This is a genomic window from Lysobacter sp. HDW10 (assembly GCF_011300685.1).
GTDB lineage: Bacteria > Pseudomonadota > Gammaproteobacteria > Xanthomonadales > Xanthomonadaceae > Solilutibacter.
The window spans coordinates 1,272,597-1,296,624 of record NZ_CP049864.1; the positions used below are offsets into that span (position 1 = coordinate 1,272,597).

The window sequence follows — 24,028 nt, forward strand, 5'->3', positions numbered from 1 at the left end:
AGAATAGTGGCTTACTTTGACTAGCAGCGACCTCATGCCCTATTTGCACCAGTTGGATCCCATCGCCGTCGCACTTGGTCCGCTGAAGGTCCACTGGTACGGCCTCATGTATCTGCTGGCCTTCTTCGTGGCGTGGTGGCTGGGACGTAAGCGGATCCGCGCGGGTTACCTGCCTGGCGTCAATGAGGTCGGCTACGGCGACTTGATGTTCTATGGCATGGTCGGCGTGATCTTGGGCGGTCGAATCGGCTATGTGCTGTTCTACGACCTTCAGACCTATATCAGCCATCCCTTGCAGATCCTTCGCGTTTGGGAAGGCGGCATGAGCTTTCACGGCGGCCTCGCCGGTGTGATCATCGCGACTTGGATTTGGGCGCGCAAACATCATCTGCATTTCTTTGATGTCGGCGACTTCATCGCGCCGCTTGTACCGCCGGGACTGGGCTTCGGTCGTTTGGGCAATTTCATCAATGGTGAGCTCTGGGGCAAGCCGACCGATGCGGCCTATGGCGTTATTTTCCCAAGCGCGCTGCCTGCCGAATACGCGCGCATGGATGCCGTGAGCTTGAAGCACGAATGGGCGAGTGGGGCACTGAATAGCTTTGCGCGTCATCCGTCGCAGCTGTATCAGGCGTTCTTGGAAGGTGTGGTGCTGTTCCTTGTGCTCTGGTTCTTGTCCAAGCGCGAGCGTCCGAGGTATTTCATTTCGGGTGTTTTCTTGGCCCTGTACGGGGTGTTCCGTTTCATCGTGGAATTCGTTCGCGTGCCGGATGCGCAGATTGGCGACCACGGGTACTTGGCATTCGGTTGGTTGACGATGGGGCAGGTGCTTAGCGTGCCGTTGATCTTGGCCGGGATTGCCTTGGTGGTGTATTCGCGCAGAGCGCCGGTGTTGCATCGTGCGTTGCCGGAAGCGAGCGCATGAAGCAGTATCTGGACCTCTTACGCCATGTGCGCGACCACGGCACTGAGAAGGGCGATCGCACCGGTACGGGCACGCGCAGTGTCTTCGGCTATCAAATGCGTTTTGATTTGAACGAAGGCTTTCCGATGTGCACGACGAAGAAGTTGCACACGCGTTCGATTATCCATGAGCTGTTGTGGTTCTTGCGCGGTGAAACCAATATTGCGTATCTCAAAGAGAACGGCGTTTCGATTTGGGACGAATGGGCCGACGCGCAGGGTGAGCTTGGCCCCGTGTACGGGAAGCAATGGCGGAGTTGGGCGGCAGCTGATGGCAGCACGGTCGATCAAATCACGTGGTTGGTCGAAGAGATCAAACGCAATCCGAACTCACGCCGCTTGGTGGTGAGTGCATGGAATGTCGGCGAGCTCGACAAGATGGCGCTGATGCCGTGTCACACCTTGTTTCAGTTCTATGTCGCCGATGGCAAATTGAGTTGCCAGCTGTATCAACGCAGCGCCGATATTTTCTTGGGCGTGCCGTTCAATATTGCGAGTTATGCCTTGCTCACCCACATGATTGCGCAAGCGACTGGCCTCGGTGTCGGTGATTTTGTGCACACCTTGGGTGATGCGCATTTGTACAGCAATCACTTCGCACAAGCGGATGAGCAGTTGTCACGCGCGCCGCGTGCATTGCCCACCCTGCATATGAACCCGGACGTCAAAGATATCTTTGCGTTCAAGTTCGAAGATTTCCGGATCGATGGCTACGATCCGTTGCCGGCCATTAAGGCACCGGTGGCCGTTTGACTCGGATCAGTTTGATTGTTGCGATGGACCGCGCCCGCGCCATTGGCAAGGACAACACCTTGCCGTGGCATTTGCCGGATGATCTGAAGCGCTTCAAGGCGTTAACGCTCGGCAAGCCCATTTTGATGGGGCGCAAGACGGCCGAATCTTTGGGTCGCACCTTGCCCGGCCGTCCCAACTGGGTGCTCACTCGTAGCGGACGCGTGCCGTTTGAAGGTATGCAAGCCGTCGACTCGTTCGAGTCCGCGCTGACACTGGCAGAGGGTCATCCAGAGCTCTGCGTGATCGGTGGTGGGGATGTGTTTGCGCAAGCCTTGCCGAGCGCACACCGGCTGCATCTCACGTATGTCGATACGATTGTGCAAGGCGCAGATGCCTTCTTCCCCGCGTTCGATCTCTCACAGTGGCGTGTAGACAGTCGTTCAAGTCACTTGGCAGACGCAAAACACGCCTTCAACTTCGAATTCGTCGACTACTCTTCAATCGCTGCCGCTTGACTCGGGTCGAGCATGCGACCGCGCACCTGACGCAGTTCAAACTCATCACCGTCTAAACGTAGGGCCGTCAATTTGCCGCCCCACACCGCGCCTGTATCGATGGCGTGGACATTGCTGCTGATAGACAAGCCGAGCGCGCTCCAGTGACCACAGACGATACGCACATCACGCACCGCCTGGCCCGGAACCGAGAACCACGGGTACAAACCAATCGGCTGTGAGCCGGGCACGCCTTTTTCTTCGAAGGCGATACGGCCACGCGACGTGCAATAGCGCATACGCGTAAAAACATTGATGATCGCGCGATAGCGGTCGAAGCCACGTAGCTTCGCATTGAACATGGGGCGGTTGCCGTACATTGCGCGCAGCAATTTACGATAGCTGCCACCGCGCAGTCTGACTTCCACTTCGCGTGCATAGGTCAGCGTGTCTTCGAGTGACCAATTCGGCGCAATGCCTGCATGCACCATCAACCAGCCGAGCTCGGCATCGTGATGCGCCAACGGACGTTGCCGCAACCACGCCAAAAGCTCAGGTGCATCTTCAGCAAATACGACGCGTTGCAAGTCTGGATTCACCCGACGCTTTTCATCCACCGTGCGTTCGCCGATGGCGATGAGGGACAGATCATGGTTGCCCAAGACGACCTTGGCGTTCTTGCGCAAGCTATGCACCAGCCGCAGTGTTTCTAACGACTGCCCACCGCGATTGACCAGATCACCGCAAAACCAAAGTTGATCGCGCGCGGGATCGAAGCGAATGCGTTCAAGCAAACGTTGTGTAGTGTCGTAGCAACCTTGCAGATCGCCGATTGCCCACACGGCCATATCTTGATCTCTCCCCGGTCAGTGCAGCGTGCGCGGCACTGTCAACATGAACCGTGGAATTGTAGCGGCAAATTCAGTGCCGTCGTCCGCGATCAAATCGTAGCTGCCTTCCATGGTGCCGACGTGCGTGGTCAATACAACGCCCGAGACATACTCGAAGCCCTCACCCGGACGCAACCAAGGCGTCTCGCCAACCACGCCTTCGCCATGGACTTCTTCAACCTCGCCATTGGCATCGGTGATGCGCCAGTGGCGACGCAAGAGCCGTGCAGGCAGGCTACCGAGATTCTCGATTCGAATGGTGTAGGCGAAGACAAAGCGAGATTCACTGGCTGAAGATTCTTCATCCAAGTATTCGGTGGCGACCGAAACATCCATTGCGTAGTGGGTCACTTGCGTCATGCCACCATTTTAGGCAATTGCTTGTGAACCGGACGATCAGGCCGTTTCGCGGCCCACACGATTGGCCAAATCTATGAATTCGGCGACCGAGACCTGTTCTGCGCGCACTTCGGGTTTCAAGCCTGTGGCAATGATTTGTTCGGGTGACGCCACGCCGTTTAATGCATTGCGCAAGGTTTTGCGGCGCTGGCCGAATGCTGCACGCACCACGTGTGCAAAAACTTTCGGATGCGCGATGCCGATGCTTGCAGGATCGCGCGGCGCCAAACGGACAATCGCCGAGTCCACTTTGGGTGCGGGTCGAAACGCATGCGGCGGCACGACAAAGAGCGGCACAACATGGCATACCGCTTGCAGCATCACGCTCAGGCGACCATAGACCTTGCTGCCCGGTTCGGCCGCCATGCGTTCGACGACTTCCTTTTGCAGCATGAAATGCATGTCTTGGATCGCAGCCAAGTGATCGACCGCATGAAACAAGATGGGCGACGACAAGTTGTAAGGCAAATTGCCGACCAAACGAATGCGCGGTGCGTTCAATTCCGCGGCCAATGCGGTGAAATCGACATCCAACACGTTTGCATTGATCAAACGGAGCGTGCCATGTTCAGACGCACGCGCACTGAGCGGCGCAATGATGTCGCGATCGAACTCAATGGCCGTCAGCGCACCATGAGCGCGCAACAGCGGAAATGTCAGCGCACCTTGGCCGGGACCGATCTCAACGAGTGCATCGCCGGCCTTTGGCGCGATCGCTTGGACAATCCGGTCGATGACCGCCGAGTCATGCAAGAAATTTTGACCCAGATGCTTCTTCGCACCCGGTTGAAAGGCGGGTGATGCATTCATGGCTGAGAAGTCCGCAGGTGTACGAGGGACGCGCATTGGTCGATGGCGCGCAGAAAGCTATGCGGGCGCGCAATGCCTAGCCCCGCAATATCCAAGGCCGTGCCGTGGTCAACGGCGACGCGCGGGAAGGGCAGTCCCAAGGTGATATTCACGGCTTCGTCCAATCCGCCCGATTTCAGCACGGGGAGACCTTGATCGTGATACATCGCGATCACAGCATCAAATGACGCGCGCTTTGAAGGTAAGAAAGCCGTATCCGCGGGCAAGGGCCCGATGAGATGCATGCCTTCTGCACGCAAGCTCTCCAAGACCGGCACGATGATGTCAATTTCTTCGCGACCCAAGACGCCGTCTTCGCCCGCATGCGGATTCAAGCCCAGGATGGCCAATCGCGGGGCAGCGCAAGCGAACTGTTCGATCAAAGCAGCGTGCGTGATACGAATCGTTCGCGCAAGGCTGTCCGCGGTAATCGCATCCGGCACGTCACGCAAAGGCAGATGCGTCGTGACCAAAGCGACACGTAAATCGTCGCGCGCCAGCATCATGACGACGTCGCGGCCGCATCGTGTTGCCAACACTTCAGTGGTGCCGGTGTAGTCGAAGCCGCCGGCGTGAATGCTCGCCTTGTTCAATGGGCCCGTTACAAGTCCGTCGAATTTGCCTGCCAAGCAGGCATCGATGGCCGCGTGCAAAGCCGTCATCACAGCGGCCGCATTTGCAGGGTGCGCGGTACCGAATGTATGCGTCGACACTGGAAAATCGACCACGCGCAGTTGGCCCGCCTCGTGCGGCACCGCTTCTGCGTCTATGCACTCAATGGTTTTGCCAATCGCTGCAGCACCCGCGCGGAGCACCTCGGCGCTGCCGAACACCGTGCACAGCTGCGCACGGGCAAGGTCTTGTGACAGGTGGGCGCACAGTTCTGCGCCGATACCACCTGGCTCACCCAGTACGACGGCGAGCCGAGGGGAAGACATCGATGGCCTCAATTCGCCGGCGTGGCTGCCGGCGTGGCGACCGGCGTGGACTCTGAGCTGCCATCGGCGCGACGGATGTCGATGTAGGCCTCACCGCGCATTTCGCGCAAGAAGCGGTCATACGACTCTTCGAGCTTGCGGCGGCCAATCATGTCGCGCGCCTGCGCGCGTTGATCGTCACTCGCAGCGACGCCTTGTCGCGTGCCCAAGCGCTTCACGATGACCCAGCCTTCTGCGGTTTGAATCGGTTCGCTCACTGCGTTGTCGGCCAAACCGGCAACAGTCGCACCGACTTCACCCAATGCATCTTGGCTGCGCCAATCAATTTCACCGCCACGATCCTTGGTGGCCGCATCATCCGAGTCCGATTTCGCGAGTTTGGCGAAATCCGCACCACCCACTAAACGGGCGCGCAAGGTTTCTGCCTTTGCACGTGCCGCGTTGTCGTTGGCGGGGTCGGCCGACTTAATCAAGATCTGTTGAATCCGGTACTGCGTCACCGTGTTGGTGCCGGCTGCGTTTTGGCGGATATCCACCAGCTTCAACAATTGGAAGCCTGTGGTGCCGCGCACGGGGCCCAAGATTTCGCCCTGCTGCATGTTGACCAATTGCTGGGCAAATGCGGGGGGGACTTCTTCGATTGCGCGCCAACCCAGGTCACCGCCATCCAATGCATTCGGGGCATTTGAATAGCGCATCGCCGCAGCGGTAAAGTCCATTTCGCCACGGTCGATTTGCGCCTTGATGCCGTCAATCTTCTTCTGGCCGAGTTCAATTTGTTCGGACGTCGCGCCTTCAGGCAGGGTCACGACGATATTCGCCAAGTGATACTGCGTACCGCCTTTGGACAGTGACGAGAGCACGTTATCCACTTCGCTCTCACTGACGCGGATTGTGCTTTGCGCATAAGCCATTTTCATACGCTGCAGAAGCAATTCATCTGCAATCGTCTTGCGGAATGCTTTTTCGCTCATGCCACCTTGCGTCGCTTGGCTCACCAATTGCGCGGTGGTCAGATTATTTTGCTGCGCAATACTCGCGACAGCTTGATCGACTTCCGCATCTTCCACGCGCATGCCGCTCGAGTTTGCGCGTGCAATTTGCAAACGCATCATGATCAAGCGTTCAAGCACTTGGCGCTCGAGAATGTCACGCGGGGGAAGGTCGGCGGCGCGTTGAGCGTTCTGTGCAACGATGTTGTCAGTCGCCAACTTGACCTCGCTACGCAAGATCACGTCTTCATTCACCACAGCAGCGATGCTGTCGATGGATTGGGCGAGCGCCGGTGTAGCAAACACCAACTGCGCAGCGATCAAAAGGAATGCAAATTTCTTCATGGCAAAGTGGTCGGATCCGGATCCGAAACTGTCTGGCCCGTAGCGGTTTCGGGCGGGATGAGATAGAGGTCGTCTCGGTGGTAGCCGAGAATAGCACGGCGCAGGGTCCGCTTCGTGTCCTGGCCGGCAGAGCCCAAGCCTTTCAGCTCGAATTCAAGCATGATGCCGTTCTTGAGATCGCCTTCGCGAGTCGCAATATAGCGACGGCCGACAACGCGAATGGCAATACAACAACTGTCGTACTGAAAGCCGCCCAAAGTTTCGATGGCCTTGTTGTCTTTCAATGAGTAATAGTGTCGTCCGACGATGCTCCATGCATTGCTGATCGGATAGACAAAAGAAAAATCCGCCTGCTCAAGCAAATCGCGGCGATAGCGATAGGCCAAGTTCACAATGCCGCCATCACCAAACAAGTAGCGACCACGGGCACTGGCGAGATCGCGACGTTTGATCTTCGGGTTCCACTGCATCGACGCGCCAAACTGCCAGCGATCGTTCGGTGACCAGTTGGCATCTGCAACGTAGGCCGAAGCACCCTTTTCAATGGTGTTCTCCCACGGCAAGCGCACACGCGCATCGCTCAAGTAGTGAATCTGTCCGAAGCTCACATTCAAGACTTCGTGACCATCGTTCTGGCGCAGCACGCGGCTTGAAATAGCTGCCGTGATCTGATTCGCATCCGCCTGACGGTCTGCACTGGAGTAGCGGTTGTCACGGAACAACTGGCCCCAGCTAAAGCTCAATGCATTGGTGTCGAAAATCGGCAGTGCATCTTGGTTTTCATAAGGCACATGCAGATAGAACAGGCGCGGCTCCAAGGTTTGCGTGTACGCGGTATCCCGGAACTTGAACGCACGATCGAAGTACAGGCCGGTATCGAGCGACAAGATGGGCAAATTGCGGGTCGGATTTGCCGCGCGATAGCGCGCCACCAATGCGGGCGTCACCGCCGTCCCGGTTTCCGCCGCGTATCGCGTCGCATTCCCCAAAGCCATTTGATCAGCCAACTTTGAATCGAGCTGATACGAGGTATGTCGCCACGCCACTGTCGGACGGACATACCAAGCATCGCGTTCGACTTCCATGCTGATGAACGGCTTGAGGTCTAAACGAGAACCGCCGGGAATATCCGTCGTCGCACCCAAAGCGCCACCGGCCAGAAGGGGTCGATAGCTTTGGTGAGAAAACCGCACAGCTTCTGCATCGATACCGACGCGGAACAGGCTACCCAGCGGTTGATCCCAATTGAAGTACAAACGGGGCATGCGGTCGTAGGGCAAGCTGGCATTGGTCAAGGTGTAATCCGCCAACTGATAGCGGTCCGCCATGATGCCGGCGTTCCAGAAGCGACCGTTGCCATACACACCGACCGAGCTCAACACGTTGTAGTTGGCAATACCGGCGGATGAGTTGTTGAAGTCTTCCAGATAACGTGGATCAGACAGCCACACCAAACCCGCACGCGCCTGCCAATGTTGAGACAGATTTTGATAGCCATTGAAGACAAACGAACCGCGTGATCGATTACGCAATTTGTCGTCCGGCATGTAGTTGCCGGCAATCGTGCCTTCACCGGCGGCGTTGAGATATCTGAACTCGGCACCCAACGCACCGCCACGCTTGGACATGATCCGCGGGTACAGGGTCAAGTCGTAGTTCGGTGCGAGATTCAAATAAATCGGCTGCTTGTAATCCAAGCCGTTACGGCCCGTGGTCGAAATGCTTGGGTACAGCAAGCCGGTGCGACGGCGACCGTCGACAGGAAAGGCGAAGAAGGGCAAATACAACACAGGTACTCTGCCGATACGCAACTTGGCGCCACGGGCTACGCCCATGCCTTCTTCGTTGTTGATATCGATCTCACGCGCCTCGAGCTGCCAATGGCGCGCATCCGGCGGGCACGTCGAATACGTGGCGCCGTGCATTTCGCCCAAGTCGCCCTTGATGTCGATCTTGTCTGCAATACCGTTGCCACGTCGGCTGACCAATTGGTAGCGCATGTCTTCGATGGTGTGCTCGTCGGTATCTTGATTACCGTGGGCGCGTTCGGCCACGACGCGCAAGTTCGCGTCTTGGTAACGCACATGGCCTTCAGCGACATAGGTGTTGTCGTTCTTATTGAAGGTCAGTTTGTCAGTACCGAGAAACTGATTGCCTCGATTCAAATTGACTTCACCCGAAAAAATCGGGATGTCGATGGTGCCGAATTGCTCATCACCTTCCAAGGTGGTCGGCAACGTGTTGCGCTTCACCTTGGTGTCGTCGCCGGTGGGTTGAGGGTCTTTGAACACCGGCACCGCATCTTCAATGGGACAGCGTTTCCAATTAATCGGAATCTTGTCTTCGGCATACGCCGGAAGGGCCGTCCAAATGGCGAGCGTCAGGGGCAACAGTCGAAGGGAAAGTCGCACGCGCGGAAATATCCTTATCTATTCAGCGAACTACTTTGACGCATCCGGCGTAGATGGGCAATCATCAGGGCTGTGTCATTCATTTACGGGTGACGCGTTCATTGAAGGAGTGCACCATGACGACGGGTCCCTCGGAAGACGAAGACACCCTGCGCGAACGGCTGACCCCGGAGCAATTTGCGGTGACCCGCTGCTCCGCCACAGAACGGGCCTTTACCGGTCAGTACTGGGATCACCACGCGGACGGCATTTACCGCTGTGTGGTCTGTCACGCGCCGTTGTTCGATTCTGCGCACAAGTTCGACTCAGGCAGCGGTTGGCCGAGCTATGACCGTGCGCTGGCGGCAGGCGCAGTGACCGAGCACCTGGACGAAAGCCACGGGATGCGTCGGGTCGAAGTGCGCTGTGCCAAGTGCGATTCGCATCTTGGACACCTGTTTCCAGATGGTCCGCGCGAGACGACGGGCGCCCGCTATTGCATCAATTCGGCGTCTTTGGACTTCAAAGACCGCGATTAAACCTTGCGGCGATCGTGTTCCCAGATCACTTCGCCGTGGCCGCTGTTGCGTGCCAGAACGCGACTGAGCACGAACAGCAGGTCTGACAGACGGTTGAGATAACGAATGGCTTCAGGCCGCACGGTCTCGGCACGAGACAAGGTGACGGTTTCTCTTTCTGCGCGGCGAACGACGGTCCGGGCGATATGGCAGCGGGCTGCGGCCTCACCACCGCCCGGCAGAATGAAATCCTTCAAAGGCGGCAAATCGTCATTGAAATGGTCGAGCTGGACCTCGAGCGCGTCGATATCCCGATCAAAAATCGCCGCATGGCCCGGAATGCACAATTCGCCGCCCAAATCGAACAATTGGTGCTGCACGCGCACGAGCAAGGTCGCGATCTCGTCGGAAACCTCACTCGCCAACACTAGACCGATACAGGAATTGGCTTCGTCCACTGTCCCATAGGCGGTGACGCGGGCGGAATCCTTGTCGATTCGGCTGCCGTCTCCCAGACCGGTCGTACCGTCATCGCCGGTACGGGTATAGATCTTGGAGAGACGGTTGCCCATGACGACTTACTTGCGCACGCGAGCGCGCGCGGCGCCCTCGAACCCCAAGGTCTTGACAGCAATCGCGTGCAACAGCGTCGCGGTGCCGATATAGGCAGCAGCCACGCCCATGTAGGGCAACAGCCAATCGGTGTAGTTCTTAAACCAGCCGGCAAAATCCGGGCGGCTGATGGCGGGGCTCAACCAGTAGAAGCCGCCTTGTGCAAAAGCGTGGCACACCACCACAGACACCACGACTGACACCACCAGAGCGGCCAAACGCTGGCTCACCGGGCGTGCCGTGACATTGTTCATCAATGCACCACCTGCCCACATGGCGAAGTGAGCGGGAATGAGCGCCCAATAGCCGATCGACACGCAATAGTGCTTCATGAAATCGAGGCCGGAGGCGGAAATGACGGCGTAGTCCACCGCGACTGACAACAGCATCAATGCGGGGAAAGCCCACGCAGTCCAACGACGCAAATAGAAACCCGCAACGAAGAACACGGCCCAAGAAGCATCCGGCACTGCGTTGAAGTGATGAAGGCGGGTGACGGCCATGACCAAGGCCAACACAGCAAGAATGCTTGCGTCGACGGCGGTGGAACGGCGAATTTCGTTGGCGTGCATGTGTTTCTCCTCTGAACTTGCAATTCTAGCGCAAGCTCCCAGCAAGGCGGCGGTATCATGCCGACATGCATGCTGAACACGATATTGTCATCATCGGCGGCGGCCTCGTCGGCGCAAGCCTCGCGATCGCCTTGGCGCCTACAGGGCTCAACATTGCGATGGTTGAAGCCACGCCGACAGGCGCAATGCCGCCGGTATTTGACGAGCGCAATTTGAGTTGCGCCGAAGCAACGATCAACGGACTTCAGAATTTAGGGGTGTGGCGTGCGTTGAAAGCACCCATCGGTGCCATTCAACGCATACACATCAGCCGCGTGGGTGATTTTGGCCAAGTGAAGCTCGAAGCGTCGGACTATCACCGCGAGGTCTTCGGTCGCGTTGTGGTTGCGCGTGATTTGGGTGAAGCGCTTGAGCAGCAGCTTTCGAAGCTCGCGATCACGCGCTATCGACCCGCGCGCTTCGAAGCCACACGATTGACCGCCACCCATCGCGAGCTTGAAATTTCGACGGCGGGTGAGCGTCAAACGCTGTCGTGCCAATTGTTGATCGGTGCAGACGGCACGCAGAGCGCGGTGCGCGATGCATTGTCTATACAGGCAGAGACCTTCGACTACGAGCAAGACCTTTTTGTCTGTCGGATGCGAACGGCCAAAGCGCCTGACGGCACCGCATGGGAGCGTTTGACGCCGGAAGGGCCCACGGCAGTGTTGCCGCGAGGCGATCGTCACTTCGGTGTGGTGCACGGTGTTGCACGCGCGCATGCCGATGACGTGGCCGCTTTGAATGAGGCGGACTATGTCGCGCGGATCCAACGCGTGTTTGGTTGGCGCGCGGGGCGCTTCTTGTCGGCCGGTGAGCGCAGTCGCTATCCCATTCGGCGCGTCATGGCGACGGCCTTGCATGCGCCACGCGCTGTGCTGGTGGGTAATGCGGCGCAAACAATTCATCCCGTCGGCGCGCAAGGCTTCAACTTGGGTTTTCGAGATGCATTGACCTTGGTGGAATGTATTCAAGCGCATCGTGCATCTTTGGGCGACGCCGACATGCTCGCCACCTATGCATCGAAGCGCGCGGAAGATCGTTTGGAAACCGTGCGTATCTCAGATGGTCTTGCACGCATCTCGGCCAATGACACGTCGTTGTTGCGTCCGTTCCGAAGCGTGGCGCTTGCTGCATTGAAAACACAATGGGTGCAATCACACATTGTCGGGGGTGCCATGGGCTATCGCGGGCACGTGCCCGAACTCTGCCGACACAGAGGGGCAGCGCAATGAGTCAACTCGATGTTGTTGTTGTCGGTGGCGGGGTCGTCGGTGCTTGTTGCGCGCTGGCGCTGTCAAAAGCAGGGCTGCGTGTCGCGATCGTTGAAGCCAACGCGCCCGCGACCTGGCACGCCGATTCGCCGGATTTGCGTGTCTTTGCGTTTGCGCCCGATAACCAAGCGTTATTTGAAGACCTTGGCGTGTGGCAAGAGGTATCGAACGCACGCGCACACGCCTACCGACATATGCATGTATGGGATGCCTTAAGCGCCTCGACACTCTCGTTCGACGCCGATCGCATGGGCACACCGCAACTTGGTTGGATCATTGAGAATGCGTTGTTGATCGATCGACTTTGGCAAGCGTTGGATCGTGTAGGGATCGAAACGCATTGCCCCGAACGCGTCGAATCCATCCGTGAAGATGCATCAGGCGTCCGTATTCGTTTTGAGTCCGGGCGAGGCGTGGACTGTCGTGTTGCGATTGCAGCGGACGGTGGCAATTCCAAGCTGCGCGAACTCGCCGGCATTGCAGTGAATACCGAAGACTACGAACAGCGTGGCTTGGTCGCGTATCTCTCCACTGAACGCGCGCACGAAGACACGGCCTTTCAGCGCTTTTTGCCGGAAGGACCCCTCGCGCTGCTACCAGTTGAAGGCAATCGCGTGTCGATCGTTTGGACCTTGCCGCAAGCGCAAGCGGAAGCCATGTCCCGTATGGACGAGGCGGCTTTCAATCACGCAGTGACGCGTGCTTCAGACCGTTGCTTAGGAGACCTGACCTTGGCGTCCGATCGCGCGAGCTTTCCACTGCGCAGGCAATTGGTCGACACGCAAATAAAAGGACGCATTTTGGTCATTGGCGACGCCGCGCACGTCGTCCATCCGCTCGCGGGTCAGGGCGTCAACTTGGGTCTGCGTGATGTGTCGGCTTTGTTGGCGAGCGTGCGTGACGCGGCAGCGCGAAAGCAAGCGTTCGACGCGCCGTCTCGACTTGCGCGCTGGGCGCGTCATCGCAAGAGTGACAATGTCGTTTCTGCCATGGCCTTTGAAACGATTAACAAGGTCTATCGTAGTACGCACCCCTTGGCTGGCATTGTGCGTGGCACGGCCTTAGGCGTTGCGGGTAAATCGGGTCCGCTTAAGCGTGCCTTGTGGCGTCACGCTGCGGGGATTTGATTCAGAGCACGCGGCAGTACACGGTGATTTCTTCGCGGTCGTGATAGAGCTGTTTGGCGCGAATCTCGAGAGGTCGTCCTGCTTCTGTTTCGAGTAAATCAAAACAGCGCTGTGTTTCAAGCCAACGTTTTTTCATCGGCAGCTTCAAATTGAAAATGCTGTTGCGACACCAGCCTTCGCGCAGCCACGTGGCCATGCGTGACGCCACGCGGATCGGCTGTTCCACCATGTCGCAGACCATCCAATCGAGCGTTTGCTGCGGGCGCCAACTGAAACCGTCTTCGCGCAAATGCGTCACCCGGCCCGTGGCCATCACGTGATCACGCAAGGGGCCGTTATCAATCGCCGTTACGTGCATCCCTTCGCGCAGCAGCACCCATGTCCAGCCGCCAGGCGCAGCACCTAAATCAGCCGCGCGCATGCCTTCTTTTACGTGCAACGCTTTTTCTTGCGGGCTGAGCAAACTCATGAAGGCCTCTTCAAGTTTCAGCGCAGAACGTGAAGGGGCTTCTGCAAGCATTCGCAATCGCGGAATCCCTTGTGGCCAAGGCGCGGCGAACGCGGGGCGTGTTGTGCCCAAGATCAAATGTGTGCCCGACAGCAAGACCACATGCAATCGCCGCTCAGCGTTGGGCGCCCAAAGGCCTGCGCGTTTCAACGCGGGGCGCAGGGCATTGCCTAAGCTGCGTGCAAGTCCTGATAAAGGTTTGCCCGCGTCGGAGTCGGGATGTTCGACCCACACATCGTTAAAGGTCTGGCCTTCAAGGTAAGGCAGCATCGGAGAAATGCGATCGGTGGCATCGGCAATCTGCAACTCCGCCAACATCGACACCGTGCTTCTCGAAAACACCGTGTCGCGCCACGGCACCGCACGCTCAACGCGTTCGGCATCTGACGCGTCAACAATGAAACGGACATAGCCCGAATCGCGTTCGGTGCGCGCATAGCCCGCGATGCCGGCCGCGGCCGCACGGTCCGTCAATTCGGCCGCTAAGTCGGGTTCGAATCCGGCGCGACACCAGGCGAAGGCGCCCGCCTGTTGCATCAGTAATGTCCGCCTTCGCGTGCGGTGTATTCACGCAAGACATTGCACGCAGCGTCACGCAACACATCGTGTTGCAGTTGAATGCCGCGCTTGGCGAGCTCGCCTTGCCAATCATTCGGCAATGGGCCTTCGTCAAATGAGGTCAACGCCATGACGTCTTCGGCGCGCGCACCGATCAGCATGCGATCAATGCCTGCCCAGATACTTGCGCCAAAACACTGACAGCACGGTTGCGAAGACGTCGCCAATGTAATCGGATGCCAATCGGTGCCATCCATGGCTACATTGAGGCGTGCGCTTTGCAGGCGCGACTGCGCCAACATGAAAGCCATCATTTCAGCGTGCGCCACAGAATTGGATTGCGGCAAAACACGATTGACGCCGACGGCGATGAGTCGATCATCCGGCGCGAAAATCGCGGCGCCGAACGGCCCGCCCGAGCGCTTTTCAACATTGATGCGCGACAGCGCAATCGCCAATCCCACTTTGTCTTCGTCGCTGGCGTACACATCCTCAAACGGATAGTCATGTATCCATTGCGGCAACGTAATGTGAAGTTGGAGCGGTACCGACATCATTGCGACTTTTGCATCCAAGTGTCACGCAAGGTCACGCTTCGATTGAACACAGGCGCTACCGTCGTGTGATCTTTGCGATCGGCCACGTAATAACCGATGCGCTCGAATTGATAAAACATTTCCGGCGCCGCGTGTGCAGCGGATGCTTCTACAAAGCCATGCGCAACCTGCTTTGACTCCGGGTTCAAATGGTCCTTATAGCTCTTGCCATCACTGTCGTCGTCGGGATTTGAGACCTTGAACAAACGATCGTAGTGGCGGAATTCGGTCGGCACACCTGTCTTGGCATCCACCCAATGCAACGTGCCTTTGACCTTGCGCTCAGCACCTGCCATGCCCGGGCGTGATTCAAGATCCAAGGTGCCGCGCAATTCGATGATTTGACCGGCTGCATCTTTAATCACTTCCGTGCACTTGACGATACCTGCACCGCGCAAACGCACTTCACCCTCTGGCACCAATCGTTTCCAGCCTTTCGGCGGCACTTCCGCAAAATCTTCGCGGTCGATATACACGGTGTTCGAGAACGCTACTTGGCGATCGCCACACGCTGCATTCTTCGGATGATTGTGGAAGGTGAGTTGTTCGGTGTGATCGTCAGACAGATTCGTCAAAACGAAGCGCAGGGGATCAATCACCGCCATGCGACGCTCAGCGCGCGTGTCGAGGTCTTCACGCAGCGTGTTTTCAAGCACCGTGTAATCAATGGTCGAATTTTGTTTCGACAACCCCAAACGCGACACGAACAAGCGCAGCGCCTGCGGGCTGTAGCCGCGACGGCGAATGCCTTGCAGCGTCGGCATACGCGGGTCATCCCAACCATCGACCAAATTCTCTTGCACCAAAGCCATGAGCTTGCGTTTGCTCATGACGGTGTAGTCGAGATTCAAACGAGAGAACTCGATCTGACGCGGCTTTGCCGCCTCGTTCGGAAAGCCCTTATCGGTAATGGGCTTCAACAGTTCGGGATGTTCATGCAATGCGACGTGATCCACGCACCAGTCGTACAAGGGGCGGTGATCTTCAAACTCAAGCGTGCACAAAGAATGCGTAATGCCTTCAATGGCATCACTCAAGGAGTGCGCATAGTCGTACATCGGGTAGATCGGCCAATCGTTGCCGGTGTTTTGATGCTCGACGTGTTTGATACGAAAGATCGCAGGGTCACGCATATTGATGTTGGGCGAGGCCATGTCGATCTTGACGCGCAAAGTGCGCGCGCCATCGGGGAACTCACCGGCACGCATGCGTGCGAACAAATCGAGATTCTCTGCGATGCTGCGATCCCGATACGGAGACGGACGACCCGGTTCCGTTAACGTGCCGCGATAGGCGCGAACTTCATCGGCATTGAGGTCACAGACGAACGCTTTGCCATCTTCGATGAGCTTGATCGCCGCCAAATGAAAGACGCCGAAGTAATCGGAGGCATGGCGCAGGTCGTGCCATTTGAAGCCCAGCCATTCAATGTCGTCCTGAATGGCTTGCACATATTCGGGATCTTCTTTAGCGGGATTGGTGTCGTCAAAGCGCAGATTGCACTCGCCAGCGTTTTCAGCCGCGATGCCGAAGTCGGTCATGATGGCGCGCGTGTGGCCCAAATGGAGGTAGCCATTCGGTTCGGGCGGAAAGCGCGTCTTGATGTGGGTGTGCTTACCCGACGCTAAATCGTCACGCACGATATTTCGAATGAAGTCCGTGCTGACAGGTGACGCTGTATCTTCCGAGTTCGACATTACAGATAATGGGCCTTGAGTTATTCACCCATTTTAGCGAGGAAACCCATGACAGGCATTGGTGCCTACAAGCAGCGTATGGTGGCGGCGGAACAGGCGCTGCAGGGCCGCGCAACTGAAATGCCGATTAGCAACCGACACCATGTCCACGGCCGACCCCTGAAAACGGGTGCGGAAGACGGTTTGGAAGTCGCGCAGTTCGGTATGGGCTGCTTTTGGGGCGTTGAGCGCCTGTTCTGGCAAATGGACGGCGTCATCACCACGGCGTCCGGTTACGCGGGCGGATTTACGCCAAACCCGACCTATGAAGAGGTGTGCACCGGCGAAACGGGCCACTTGGAAGTGGTTCGGGTGGTTTTTGATCCAAAAATCATCTCTTATGCGCAATTGCTGAAGGCATTCTGGGAATCGCACAACCCCACGCAAGGGATGCGCCAAGGCAATGACCTCGGCACGCAATACCGCTCTGCGATCCACGCAACGACCGAAGCGCAGTTTGAAGCGGCCAAAGCCAGCGCCGTGGCGTATACGAATGCTTTGGCAGATCACAGCGTTCGAGATGGAATGACCACGGAGATCGTCTATCCGGCGCCCACGTTCTATTACGCGGAAGAGATGCATCAGCAATACCTGTCAAAGAATCCAGACGGCTATTGCGGCCTGAAGGGTACCGGCGTTTCCTGCCCAATCACCTACTGACCGCTCACATGCTGAAAGATGTCTCCCGTTCGGCCCTGCTGCCCTTGTTGCTGGGCGCCTCGATCATCGGCACGAATGCGTTGATGGTGAAGATGGCAGATATGCCGCCCACCGTGTCTGCGTTTTGGCGCATGGCCATTTCGTCGGTCATTTTGGTTGGTGTGCTGAAGATGCAGGGCGGTTGGAAACCGATGTCACCGCGTGCATGGGTGTGGAGCATCATTCCAGGCATCGCGTTTTCCATCGATTTATGGATGTGGCATCGAAGCATTCATATCGTGGGGCCCGGCATTTCCACCTTGTTAGCGAATACGCAGGTGTTCTTTGTCGCGGTCGCAAGTGTGGTGTTCTTTAAAGACCGATTGGATTGGCGCTACGCCTCAGGCGTCTTGTTGGCTTTCTTCGGCTTATGGCTGTTGTTAGGCGGTGACTGGGACAAACTGTCGGGTGACTATCATTGGGGCGTATTTTTAGGGCTAGCAACTGGCTTGGCCTATGCCTTCTACAACGTTGGCATCAAAAAGACGCAGCAAATCTCTGAAGCGTCGAATCTGCAAATCAGTGATATGCAAATCCTGCTTATTGCGGCAGTGATTTCAAGTGTGATGCTGGGCATTTTTGGTTTCATGGGCGGCGAACAGTTTGCGTTTAAGTCCGTGCCATCGTTCGCGTACATTTTGGCCTTGGCAGTCTTTGGTCACTGCTTGGCTTGGGTACTGATCTCTCGTGCAATGCGCTTGCTACCGATTGCGGTGCTCGGTTTGCTCTTGCTGTTTCAACCGATCGTTGCCTACATGCTGGATGTCGTGCTGTTTCAAATTGAAACAACCCCGAGGCAGTGGATCGGCATCCTTGTGACCTTGGTCGGCATTTTTGCCGCGGGCCTCAAGCCTAGTTCGAAGTAACGCGCAGCCGGCAGACGTACACCACTTCGCACGCACCCGCGCCTGAATCCTGACGCGTCATGGACGACTGCCAAACCCATCCTTCATTGTCAGCGACCTTCACCAAGTAGCCATCCACGCGTACGATGTCGTCGCGCTCGATATCTGATAGCGCGTCTTCAATGCGCGCATTCGCCGGAATCATGTGCATGTTGGCACTGCTCTGCACAATCTCGCGCAGAGGAATGGGTGGGTCGCCGACCCAGCTGTAGTGATACCAGCGAGACGATTGCGTGATGTGGAGTTTGGCGAGTATGTCTGCGTCGCGCATGTGCGACCAACCAAACGCGATGTCTGTCGGTGCAAACCGTGACTCTCGATCACTGCTGTAGTTTTTGCGGCCAAGGACGCGGCCTTCAACAGCAAAGGTGGCCACCGGCTTTGCCGTGCCCACTTTGAGCGCAAAAGCCTTAGGCATGTCGCGCGCACTGTCTTGGAGCGGTTGATCCAAAGCGCTTTCGCTATCAAAAGGCGTTGGGCAGTCCATTGCGGCGATATCGACGTCCACGGTCGGATCGGTGCTGCCACGCGCCAGCGCCTCACGGTGCGCATCCGCACGTGCTTGTTTCGCAAAGTGGTCATTCACAGCCACCGCAACAAAGATCAGCACGAGTGCGATCCCGATCAACCAGAAGCTGCGTTTGGAGAGCGTCATTGAGACATTATTGACTCAAAACGTCTGCCGCCTTCTCTCTGAGTACGTTTGCAATCTGTTCGAGGAATTTCGCCGACGGTGCGCTGGCGCGCCATGCCAGTCCGATGGTCCGCACGGGTTGCGGGTCATCAAAGGGACGAACCACCATGCCCTCCGGATGCGGTTGGCCATCACGTACGGCCAGCTCCGGCAACAGCGTCATGCCCATCCCGGCGGCCACCATTTGTCGCAGTGTTTCCAAGCTGGTTGCGCGGAAGCCGGCACGCTCGCGTGCGCCAGACATGCGACACACCTCGAGTGCTTGGTCACGCAGACAGTGCCCGTCTTCCAGCAACAGCAAGCTCTGATCATTCAAGTCGCTGGTACGCACATGCTTGGCAGTGGCAATGGGATCGGCTTCCGGTGCCGCCAACAAGAAGCGTTCGTCGAATAACGACACGGTTGTAATGCGCTCATCGTGAAGCGGCAAGGCGAGGAGGGCGGCGTCAATCTTGCCTTCCTTCAAGAGCTCAACCAAGACATCACTTTTTTCTTCAATCAAGAAAAGCTCAAGTTTCGGGAACGCAGCACGAATGGCGGGAACGGCCAAGGGCAAGAAATACGGCCCAAGCGTTGGAAACGCGCCCAAGCGAATGCTGCCTGTCGACGGGTCTTGGCTACTGCGCGCCAGATTGCGCATCTTCTCGGTTTCGTCGATGACATTGCGCGCATGCGTCAGCATTTCAAAGCCGATGGGCGTCAGCATGACTTTGCGTGAGGTGCGTTCCACCAATGACACACCGAGCTCTTCTTCGAGCTTCCGGATCTGCATCGAGAGCGTGGGCTGGCTGACGAAACTCGCCTCGGCCGCTTTGCCGAAATGTCGGTGATCGGCGAGCGCTACGAAGTATTTCAAGTCGCGCAAATTCATGAGGCGGCGTCTCCGGTGATTGAGCTCACTGTGCTGCGGCGGAACTACGAATCAAGTAGTCAAAAGCAGACAACGCTGCCGTTGAACCCGAACCCATGGCAACCACGATCTGTTTAAACGGCTCGGTCGTTGCGTCGCCAGCGGCGAACACGCCTGGCACCGACGTGGCACCGCGCGCATCCTTGACGATTTCACCGCGCGGGCTCAAATCAACGCTGCCTTTCAACCATTCCGTGTTCGGTAACAAACCGATTTGCACGAAGCAGCCTTCGACATCAACCGAACGATCTTCGCCAGTGATGCGATCCTTGAACTGCAAGCCACCGAGCTTGCCGTTCTTTGCAACCATTTCGGTGGTTTGCGCATTCAAATGTACTGCAGTGTTCGGCAAGCTGGCGAGTTTCTTTTGTAGCACGTCATCTGCACGCAAGGCGCCATCGAACTCGAGCACCGTGACGTGATCCACGACACCGGCTAAGTCGATCGCGGCTTCAATCCCTGAGTTGCCACCGCCAATGACTGCAACGCGCTTACCCTTGAAGAGCGGGCCGTCACAGTGCGGGCAATAGGTCACGCCCTTGTTACGCAGATCGTTTTCGCCCGGCACGCCGGTTTGGCGCCAACGCGCACCCGTTGCCAGAATGACGCTCTTTGCACGCAAGGTCGCACCGCTTTCCAAACGGACGCCAATCAAATCATTGGCGCTGCCGGCCGGAATCAGTTCTGCCGCGCGTTGTCCATTGATCATTTCAACGCCATAGCTGCGCACATGCGCTTCCAATGACGCACCCAACTTCGGGCCTTCGGTGTATTCCACAGAAGGGAAGTTCTCGATCGACATCGTGTCTAAGACTTGGCCACCAAAGCGCTCTGCCACGACACCCGTCCGAATGCCTTTGCGCGCGGCATAAATGGCGGCTGCAGCACCGGCTGGGCCACCGCCGACAACCAACACTTCAAATGGCGCGACGTCGTTCAGCGCTTCGGCGGCGCGTTCTGCTGCACCCGAATCGAGTTTGCCCAAGATTTGCTCAATGCTCAGACGGCCTGCGTCAAAGGGTTCGCCGTTGAGATACACGGTGGGCACCGACAGGATTTCGCGTGCGGTCACTTCTTCTTGGAACAAAGCGCCGTCAATCGCTTCGTGACGAATGCGCGGGTTCAACACGCTCATCGTGTTCAGCGCCTGCACCGTGTCCGGGCAGCTCTGGCAATGCAGCGACATGAAGGTTTCGAATTTGTAGTCGCCGTCCAATGCACGCACTTGCTCGGCGAGTGCTTCTTCCACCTTCGGCGGGTGTCCACCCACTTGCAGCAAGGCCAACACCAAGGAGGTGAACTCATGGCCCAAAGGAATGGCGGAGAAGCGCACTTCCTGTTCCGCACCATCGCGACGAATCGCAAACGAGGGCGTGCGTGTATGTGATTCTTCGCGGAATTGCACCTTGTCGGACAAGCTTGCGATGTCCTCAAGCAAAGCCTTCATCTCGGCGGACGATTCGCTGTTATCCAACGACGCCAACAACGAAATCGGCGATTGAACGCGTTCCAAATAGGCGGTGAGTTGTTGTTTGAGTGCGGGATCCAACATGGCATGTCCTCAAGTTTCAGACGACTTCATAGAGCGCACACGGGTGTACGCACGTGGTTTCAAGAAAGCTGGAATCAACACAGCACGCTGAGCTGATTCCAGCCCTCTCTTGCGAAAGGGTGGAAGCGCATCTGCATGCGGCAGATGCGCGGTCGTACTTGGAACTTAGATCTTGCCGACCAAGTCCAGCGACGGGGTGATGGTCTTTTCGCCTTCTTTCCACTTCGCCGGGCACACTTCGCCGGTGTGGCTTGCAACGTATTGCGCGGCCTTCAGCTTGCGAATGGTTTCGGTGACGTCGCGCGCAATGGCGTTGTCGTGGATTTCGAGGGTCTTGATGACGCCTTCCGGGTTGATGATGAAGGTGCCGCGCAAAGCCAGACCTTCTTCATCAATATGCACGTCGAACGCGCGGGTCAGTTGATGGGTCGGATCGCCCACCATGGCGAACTGCGCTTTGCCGACGGCAGGCGAGGTTTCGTGCCACACCTTGTGCGAGAAATGCGTGTCGGTGGTGACGATATACACTTCGGCGCCAGCCTTTTGGAATTCTGCGTAATGGTCTGCCGCGTCTTCGATTTCGGTCGGGCAGTTAAAGGTGAAGGCGGCCGGCATGAAGATCAAAACGGACCACTTGCCTTTAAGGTCGGCATCGGTCACGGTGATGAATTGGCCATTCTTGTAAGCCTGAGCGGAAAACGGCTTAACTTCGGTGTTGATCAAAGACATGAATCACTCCAGGGGATTGGGATTAGTTCGTGTTGGAAAACAGACCAGGAGGCTGCTCTCTGTTGACCATCATAGGTGCGACCTATCAATTAATCTAATCAATAGTTGTTATCCAATAAATAGATATTACCTATCAATGAGCCGGAAATCAAAGAGATAACTGAGCATCGTGTCGCATTCACAGGCTAGATCCATCAATGAAACATTGCGTGAAGCCGCAGGGCGCATTCAAAAAGAGGATGCGACCGCGCTCATGCGCTGGGTGTTGGACGTGCGGGACACCTGGTTGTTCTTGCATGGCAACGAGCCGATGCCGTTAGACGCTGCGGAGCGATTCGCAGCGGCGGTTCAAACGCGCGCAGCCGGCACACCGCTTGCGTACATCGAAGGCAGCCGCGGGTTTTGGTCGATGGAACTCGAGGTCTCGCCCGCCACGCTGATCCCGCGCGTCGAAACCGAGCTGCTGGTCGAAGCAGCACTCGCGGCGGTGCCGTCTGAAGGGCAGGTCGACGTATTGGACCTGGGCACGGGTAGCGGCGCGATTGCATTGGCGATCGCAAAAGAGCGCCGAAACGCCCAGGTCGTTGCCATCGATCAATGTGCAGGAGCACTTGAAGTGGCCGCCCGTAACGCGTCACGCCATGCGCTTACCAATGTCCGATTCCTGAAGGGCGACTGGTACGCGCCAGTGGCAGGGCAGCAGTTTCATTGCATTGTTTCCAATCCGCCATACATTCGCGAAGACGATGCGCACCTTAAACAAGGCGATTTGAGATTCGAGCCGATGGGCGCGCTTGCGTCCGGCGAAGATGGATTGACTGACATTCGCACACTCGTTCAAGGGGCGATGCGCCATTTGATGCGTGGCGGTTTTTTCGCCATCGAGCACGGCTACGATCAAGGCGAAGCTGTTCGACACTGCTTTGAAAACGCAGGATTCGTCGAGGTGCGCACACTGAAAGATCTCGAATCACGCGATCGCGTCACGCAAGGATTTAAGCCGACGCATTGAGCGGGCGCGATAGAATAGGCGTTCAACGCTGGAGAACACAGATGCGCGATTTGTACCCGGATATCGAACCGTTCGAGCACGGCATGCTCAAAGTGGCTGGCGGCCATGAAATCTATTGGGAACAGTGCGGTAATCCGCAAGGCAAGCCCGTCGTCATGTTGCACGGTGGGCCGGGCGCAGGCTGTGGTACGGCGATGCGACGTTTTCATGACCCTTCGAAATATCGCATTGTGTTGTTCGATCAACGCGGCGCGGGTCGCAGTGTGCCGCACGCAAATCTAGACAGCAACACAACCTGGGATTTGGTCTCTGACATCGAACAAATTCGCGAGATGCTGGGCATTGAAAAATGGCAGGTGTTCGGTGGTTCGTGGGGTTCGACCTTGGCATTGGCCTATGCAGAAACCCATCCCGAACGCGTAACCGAACTCGTGCTACGCGGCATCTTCATGTTGCGTCGTTGGGAGTTGGAGTGGTTTTATCAAGAAGGTGCTTCGCGTCTTTTCCCAGACCATTGGCAACCCTACCGCGATCACATCCCGGAAAGCGAACGTGGCGACATGATGACGGCTTATCACAAGCGTCTCACCAGTGCGGATGAAGCCACGCGTCTGGCCGCAGCGCAGGCATGGAGCATTTGGGAAGGTGGCACGAGCTACCTGCGCGTCCCCGCCGACTACAACACCTCGCATAGTGATCCGCATTTCGCGCTGTCTTTTGCGCGCATCGAGAATCACTACTTCATGAACAAGGGCTTCTTTGAAGTTGATGATCAGCTGCTGCGCGATGCGCACAAAATCGCGCATATTCCGGGCGTAATCGTGCATGGCCGATACGACGTGGTCTGTCCCGTGCAAAACGCCTGGGATTTGATCAAAGTGTGGCCGTCCGCAACGCTCAAGATTTCTCCCTTGTCAGGCCACTCGGCATTCGAAGCAGAAAACGCGTCTGCGCTGATTGAAGCCACCGACGCATTTGCAAACGTATAAGGA

General features: G+C 57.2%; 25 protein-coding genes. 10 read left to right on the top strand and 15 right to left on the bottom strand.

Annotated elements, in window-relative coordinates:
* Nucleotides 1-34 precede the first annotated feature (34 nt).
* From lgt to G7069_RS06000, 3 genes are read left to right on the top strand one after another with little or no spacing between them, the layout of a single operon-like run.
* Nucleotides 35-925 (top strand): prolipoprotein diacylglyceryl transferase, encoded by an 891-nt coding sequence (gene lgt / locus G7069_RS05990; protein WP_166295291.1) that lies wholly within the window; start codon nt 35-37, stop codon nt 923-925.
* Nucleotides 922-1,716 (top strand): thymidylate synthase, encoded by a 795-nt coding sequence (locus G7069_RS05995; protein WP_166295293.1) that lies wholly within the window; start codon nt 922-924, stop codon nt 1,714-1,716. The genes lgt and G7069_RS05995 overlap by 4 nt, the downstream gene beginning before the upstream one ends.
* Nucleotides 1,717-1,739: 23 nt before the next feature.
* The gene (locus tag G7069_RS06000) at nt 1,740-2,213 is read left to right on the top strand and encodes a dihydrofolate reductase (protein WP_240912495.1); all 474 of its coding nucleotides are present in this window, start codon (nt 1,740-1,742) and stop codon (nt 2,211-2,213) included.
* Here G7069_RS06000 and G7069_RS06005 read toward each other — a convergent pair.
* From G7069_RS06005 to lptD, 6 genes are read right to left on the bottom strand one after another with little or no spacing between them, the layout of a single operon-like run.
* Nucleotides 2,189-3,040: a symmetrical bis(5'-nucleosyl)-tetraphosphatase gene (locus G7069_RS06005; RefSeq protein ID WP_166295295.1), complete on the bottom strand. Its 852-nt coding sequence runs from the start codon at nt 3,038-3,040 to the stop codon at nt 2,189-2,191. The genes G7069_RS06000 and G7069_RS06005 overlap by 25 nt on opposite strands.
* Nucleotides 3,041-3,058: 18 nt before the next feature.
* Complete coding sequence (gene apaG / locus G7069_RS06010) at nt 3,059-3,442, bottom strand: Co2+/Mg2+ efflux protein ApaG (protein ID WP_166295297.1); 384 nt, start codon at nt 3,440-3,442, stop codon at nt 3,059-3,061.
* Between the two features lie 36 nt (nt 3,443-3,478).
* Nucleotides 3,479-4,291 (bottom strand): 16S rRNA (adenine(1518)-N(6)/adenine(1519)-N(6))-dimethyltransferase RsmA, encoded by an 813-nt coding sequence (gene rsmA / locus G7069_RS06015; protein ID WP_166295299.1) that lies wholly within the window; start codon nt 4,289-4,291, stop codon nt 3,479-3,481.
* Entirely contained in the window at nt 4,288-5,268 is a 981-nt protein-coding gene (gene pdxA, locus G7069_RS06020) for a 4-hydroxythreonine-4-phosphate dehydrogenase PdxA (RefSeq protein ID WP_166295301.1), read from the bottom strand. Before pdxA ends, rsmA begins: the two co-directional genes overlap by 4 nt.
* Nucleotides 5,269-5,276: 8 nt before the next feature.
* Nucleotides 5,277-6,605 (bottom strand): peptidylprolyl isomerase, encoded by a 1,329-nt coding sequence (locus G7069_RS06025; protein WP_166295303.1) that lies wholly within the window; start codon nt 6,603-6,605, stop codon nt 5,277-5,279.
* On the bottom strand, nt 6,602-9,016 hold the full coding sequence (lptD, locus tag G7069_RS06030; protein ID WP_166295305.1) for an LPS-assembly protein LptD: 2,415 nt from the start codon (nt 9,014-9,016) through the stop codon (nt 6,602-6,604). Before lptD ends, G7069_RS06025 begins: the two co-directional genes overlap by 4 nt.
* A 116-nt stretch (nt 9,017-9,132) precedes the next feature.
* Here lptD and msrB point away from each other — a divergent pair, with 116 nt between their 5' ends.
* On the top strand, nt 9,133-9,534 hold the full coding sequence (gene msrB, locus G7069_RS06035; RefSeq protein ID WP_166295307.1) for a peptide-methionine (R)-S-oxide reductase MsrB: 402 nt from the start codon (nt 9,133-9,135) through the stop codon (nt 9,532-9,534).
* Here msrB and G7069_RS06040 read toward each other — a convergent pair.
* Together G7069_RS06040 and G7069_RS06045 are read right to left on the bottom strand one after the other, a co-directional pair.
* The gene (locus G7069_RS06040; RefSeq protein ID WP_166295309.1) at nt 9,531-10,085 is read right to left on the bottom strand and encodes a cob(I)yrinic acid a,c-diamide adenosyltransferase; all 555 of its coding nucleotides are present in this window, start codon (nt 10,083-10,085) and stop codon (nt 9,531-9,533) included. The two genes, msrB and G7069_RS06040, sit on opposite strands and share 4 nt — an antisense overlap.
* Nucleotides 10,086-10,091: 6 nt before the next feature.
* Nucleotides 10,092-10,697, bottom strand: a complete 606-nt coding sequence (locus tag G7069_RS06045; protein ID WP_166295311.1) for a hypothetical protein — start codon at nt 10,695-10,697, stop codon at nt 10,092-10,094.
* Between the two features lie 65 nt (nt 10,698-10,762).
* On the opposite strand from G7069_RS06045, the gene ubiH reads away from it, so the two are divergent.
* Complete coding sequence (ubiH, locus tag G7069_RS06050; protein ID WP_166295313.1) at nt 10,763-11,971, top strand: 2-octaprenyl-6-methoxyphenyl hydroxylase; 1,209 nt, start codon at nt 10,763-10,765, stop codon at nt 11,969-11,971.
* On the top strand, nt 11,968-13,137 hold the full coding sequence (locus G7069_RS06055) for an FAD-dependent oxidoreductase (RefSeq protein ID WP_166295315.1): 1,170 nt from the start codon (nt 11,968-11,970) through the stop codon (nt 13,135-13,137). The genes ubiH and G7069_RS06055 overlap by 4 nt, the downstream gene beginning before the upstream one ends.
* A gap of 1 nt (nt 13,138) precedes the next feature.
* On the opposite strand, the gene rlmM is transcribed toward G7069_RS06055, so the two are convergent.
* From rlmM to G7069_RS06070, 3 genes are read right to left on the bottom strand one after another with little or no spacing between them, the layout of a single operon-like run.
* Nucleotides 13,139-14,182, bottom strand: a complete 1,044-nt coding sequence (rlmM, locus tag G7069_RS06060) for a 23S rRNA (cytidine(2498)-2'-O)-methyltransferase RlmM (RefSeq protein ID WP_166295317.1) — start codon at nt 14,180-14,182, stop codon at nt 13,139-13,141.
* A complete protein-coding gene (locus G7069_RS06065; RefSeq protein WP_166295319.1) occupies nt 14,182-14,757 on the bottom strand; it encodes a nucleoside deaminase in 576 nt (191 codons plus the stop codon). Before G7069_RS06065 ends, rlmM begins: the two co-directional genes overlap by 1 nt.
* A complete protein-coding gene (locus G7069_RS06070; protein ID WP_166295321.1) occupies nt 14,757-16,496 on the bottom strand; it encodes a glutamine--tRNA ligase/YqeY domain fusion protein in 1,740 nt (579 codons plus the stop codon). The genes G7069_RS06065 and G7069_RS06070 overlap by 1 nt, the downstream gene beginning before the upstream one ends.
* Before the next feature lie 48 nt (nt 16,497-16,544).
* Between G7069_RS06070 and msrA the strand changes: the two genes are divergently transcribed.
* Together msrA and G7069_RS06080 are read left to right on the top strand one after the other, a co-directional pair.
* Nucleotides 16,545-17,195: a peptide-methionine (S)-S-oxide reductase MsrA gene (msrA, locus tag G7069_RS06075; protein WP_166295323.1), complete on the top strand. Its 651-nt coding sequence runs from the start codon at nt 16,545-16,547 to the stop codon at nt 17,193-17,195.
* 8 nt (nt 17,196-17,203) lie between these two features.
* Nucleotides 17,204-18,100, top strand: a complete 897-nt coding sequence (locus G7069_RS06080; protein WP_166295325.1) for a DMT family transporter — start codon at nt 17,204-17,206, stop codon at nt 18,098-18,100.
* Here the strand turns inward: G7069_RS06080 and G7069_RS06085 are convergent.
* From G7069_RS06085 to ahpC, 4 genes are all read right to left on the bottom strand, one after another.
* Complete coding sequence (locus G7069_RS06085; RefSeq protein ID WP_166295327.1) at nt 18,087-18,794, bottom strand: hypothetical protein; 708 nt, start codon at nt 18,792-18,794, stop codon at nt 18,087-18,089. The genes G7069_RS06080 and G7069_RS06085 overlap by 14 nt on opposite strands.
* A gap of 7 nt (nt 18,795-18,801) precedes the next feature.
* A complete protein-coding gene (gene oxyR, locus G7069_RS06090; protein ID WP_166295329.1) occupies nt 18,802-19,704 on the bottom strand; it encodes a DNA-binding transcriptional regulator OxyR in 903 nt (300 codons plus the stop codon).
* A 25-nt stretch (nt 19,705-19,729) separates the two neighbouring features.
* Complete coding sequence (gene ahpF, locus G7069_RS06095; protein WP_166295331.1) at nt 19,730-21,295, bottom strand: alkyl hydroperoxide reductase subunit F; 1,566 nt, start codon at nt 21,293-21,295, stop codon at nt 19,730-19,732.
* Nucleotides 21,296-21,460: 165 nt separating this feature from the next.
* Entirely contained in the window at nt 21,461-22,024 is a 564-nt protein-coding gene (gene ahpC, locus G7069_RS06100; protein WP_166295333.1) for an alkyl hydroperoxide reductase subunit C, read from the bottom strand.
* Nucleotides 22,025-22,193: 169 nt separating this feature from the next.
* On the opposite strand from ahpC, the gene prmC reads away from it, so the two are divergent.
* Together prmC and pip are read left to right on the top strand one after the other, a co-directional pair.
* On the top strand, nt 22,194-23,036 hold the full coding sequence (prmC, locus tag G7069_RS06105) for a peptide chain release factor N(5)-glutamine methyltransferase (RefSeq protein WP_240912496.1): 843 nt from the start codon (nt 22,194-22,196) through the stop codon (nt 23,034-23,036).
* A 41-nt stretch (nt 23,037-23,077) separates the two neighbouring features.
* Nucleotides 23,078-24,025, top strand: a complete 948-nt coding sequence (gene pip, locus G7069_RS06110) for a prolyl aminopeptidase (RefSeq protein WP_166295335.1) — start codon at nt 23,078-23,080, stop codon at nt 24,023-24,025.
* Nucleotides 24,026-24,028: the final 3 nt, after the last annotated feature.

Bases quoted from the DNA above. Each gene is read 5' to 3' on its own strand.
- lgt (WP_166295291.1), top strand. From the start codon at position 35: ATGCCCTATTTGCACCAGTTGGATCCCATCGCCGTCGCACTTGGTCCG.
- G7069_RS05995 (WP_166295293.1), top strand. From the start codon at position 922: ATGAAGCAGTATCTGGACCTCTTACGCCATGTGCGCGACCACGGCACT.
- G7069_RS06000 (WP_240912495.1), top strand. From the start codon at position 1,740: ATGGACCGCGCCCGCGCCATTGGCAAGGACAACACCTTGCCGTGGCAT.
- G7069_RS06005 (WP_166295295.1), bottom strand. From the start codon at position 3,040: ATGGCCGTGTGGGCAATCGGCGATCTGCAAGGTTGCTACGACACTACA.
- apaG (WP_166295297.1), bottom strand. From the start codon at position 3,442: ATGACGCAAGTGACCCACTACGCAATGGATGTTTCGGTCGCCACCGAA.
- rsmA (WP_166295299.1), bottom strand. From the start codon at position 4,291: ATGAATGCATCACCCGCCTTTCAACCGGGTGCGAAGAAGCATCTGGGT.
- pdxA (WP_166295301.1), bottom strand. From the start codon at position 5,268: ATGTCTTCCCCTCGGCTCGCCGTCGTACTGGGTGAGCCAGGTGGTATC.
- G7069_RS06025 (WP_166295303.1), bottom strand. From the start codon at position 6,605: ATGAAGAAATTTGCATTCCTTTTGATCGCTGCGCAGTTGGTGTTTGCT.
- msrB (WP_166295307.1), top strand. From the start codon at position 9,133: ATGACGACGGGTCCCTCGGAAGACGAAGACACCCTGCGCGAACGGCTG.
- G7069_RS06040 (WP_166295309.1), bottom strand. From the start codon at position 10,085: ATGGGCAACCGTCTCTCCAAGATCTATACCCGTACCGGCGATGACGGT.
- G7069_RS06045 (WP_166295311.1), bottom strand. From the start codon at position 10,697: ATGCACGCCAACGAAATTCGCCGTTCCACCGCCGTCGACGCAAGCATT.
- ubiH (WP_166295313.1), top strand. From the start codon at position 10,763: ATGCATGCTGAACACGATATTGTCATCATCGGCGGCGGCCTCGTCGGC.
- G7069_RS06055 (WP_166295315.1), top strand. From the start codon at position 11,968: ATGAGTCAACTCGATGTTGTTGTTGTCGGTGGCGGGGTCGTCGGTGCT.
- rlmM (WP_166295317.1), bottom strand. From the start codon at position 14,182: ATGCAACAGGCGGGCGCCTTCGCCTGGTGTCGCGCCGGATTCGAACCC.
- G7069_RS06065 (WP_166295319.1), bottom strand. From the start codon at position 14,757: ATGTCGGTACCGCTCCAACTTCACATTACGTTGCCGCAATGGATACAT.
- G7069_RS06070 (WP_166295321.1), bottom strand. From the start codon at position 16,496: ATGTCGAACTCGGAAGATACAGCGTCACCTGTCAGCACGGACTTCATT.
- msrA (WP_166295323.1), top strand. From the start codon at position 16,545: ATGACAGGCATTGGTGCCTACAAGCAGCGTATGGTGGCGGCGGAACAG.
- G7069_RS06080 (WP_166295325.1), top strand. From the start codon at position 17,204: ATGCTGAAAGATGTCTCCCGTTCGGCCCTGCTGCCCTTGTTGCTGGGC.
- G7069_RS06085 (WP_166295327.1), bottom strand. From the start codon at position 18,794: ATGACGCTCTCCAAACGCAGCTTCTGGTTGATCGGGATCGCACTCGTG.
- oxyR (WP_166295329.1), bottom strand. From the start codon at position 19,704: ATGAATTTGCGCGACTTGAAATACTTCGTAGCGCTCGCCGATCACCGA.
- ahpF (WP_166295331.1), bottom strand. From the start codon at position 21,295: ATGTTGGATCCCGCACTCAAACAACAACTCACCGCCTATTTGGAACGC.
- ahpC (WP_166295333.1), bottom strand. From the start codon at position 22,024: ATGTCTTTGATCAACACCGAAGTTAAGCCGTTTTCCGCTCAGGCTTAC.
- pip (WP_166295335.1), top strand. From the start codon at position 23,078: ATGCGCGATTTGTACCCGGATATCGAACCGTTCGAGCACGGCATGCTC.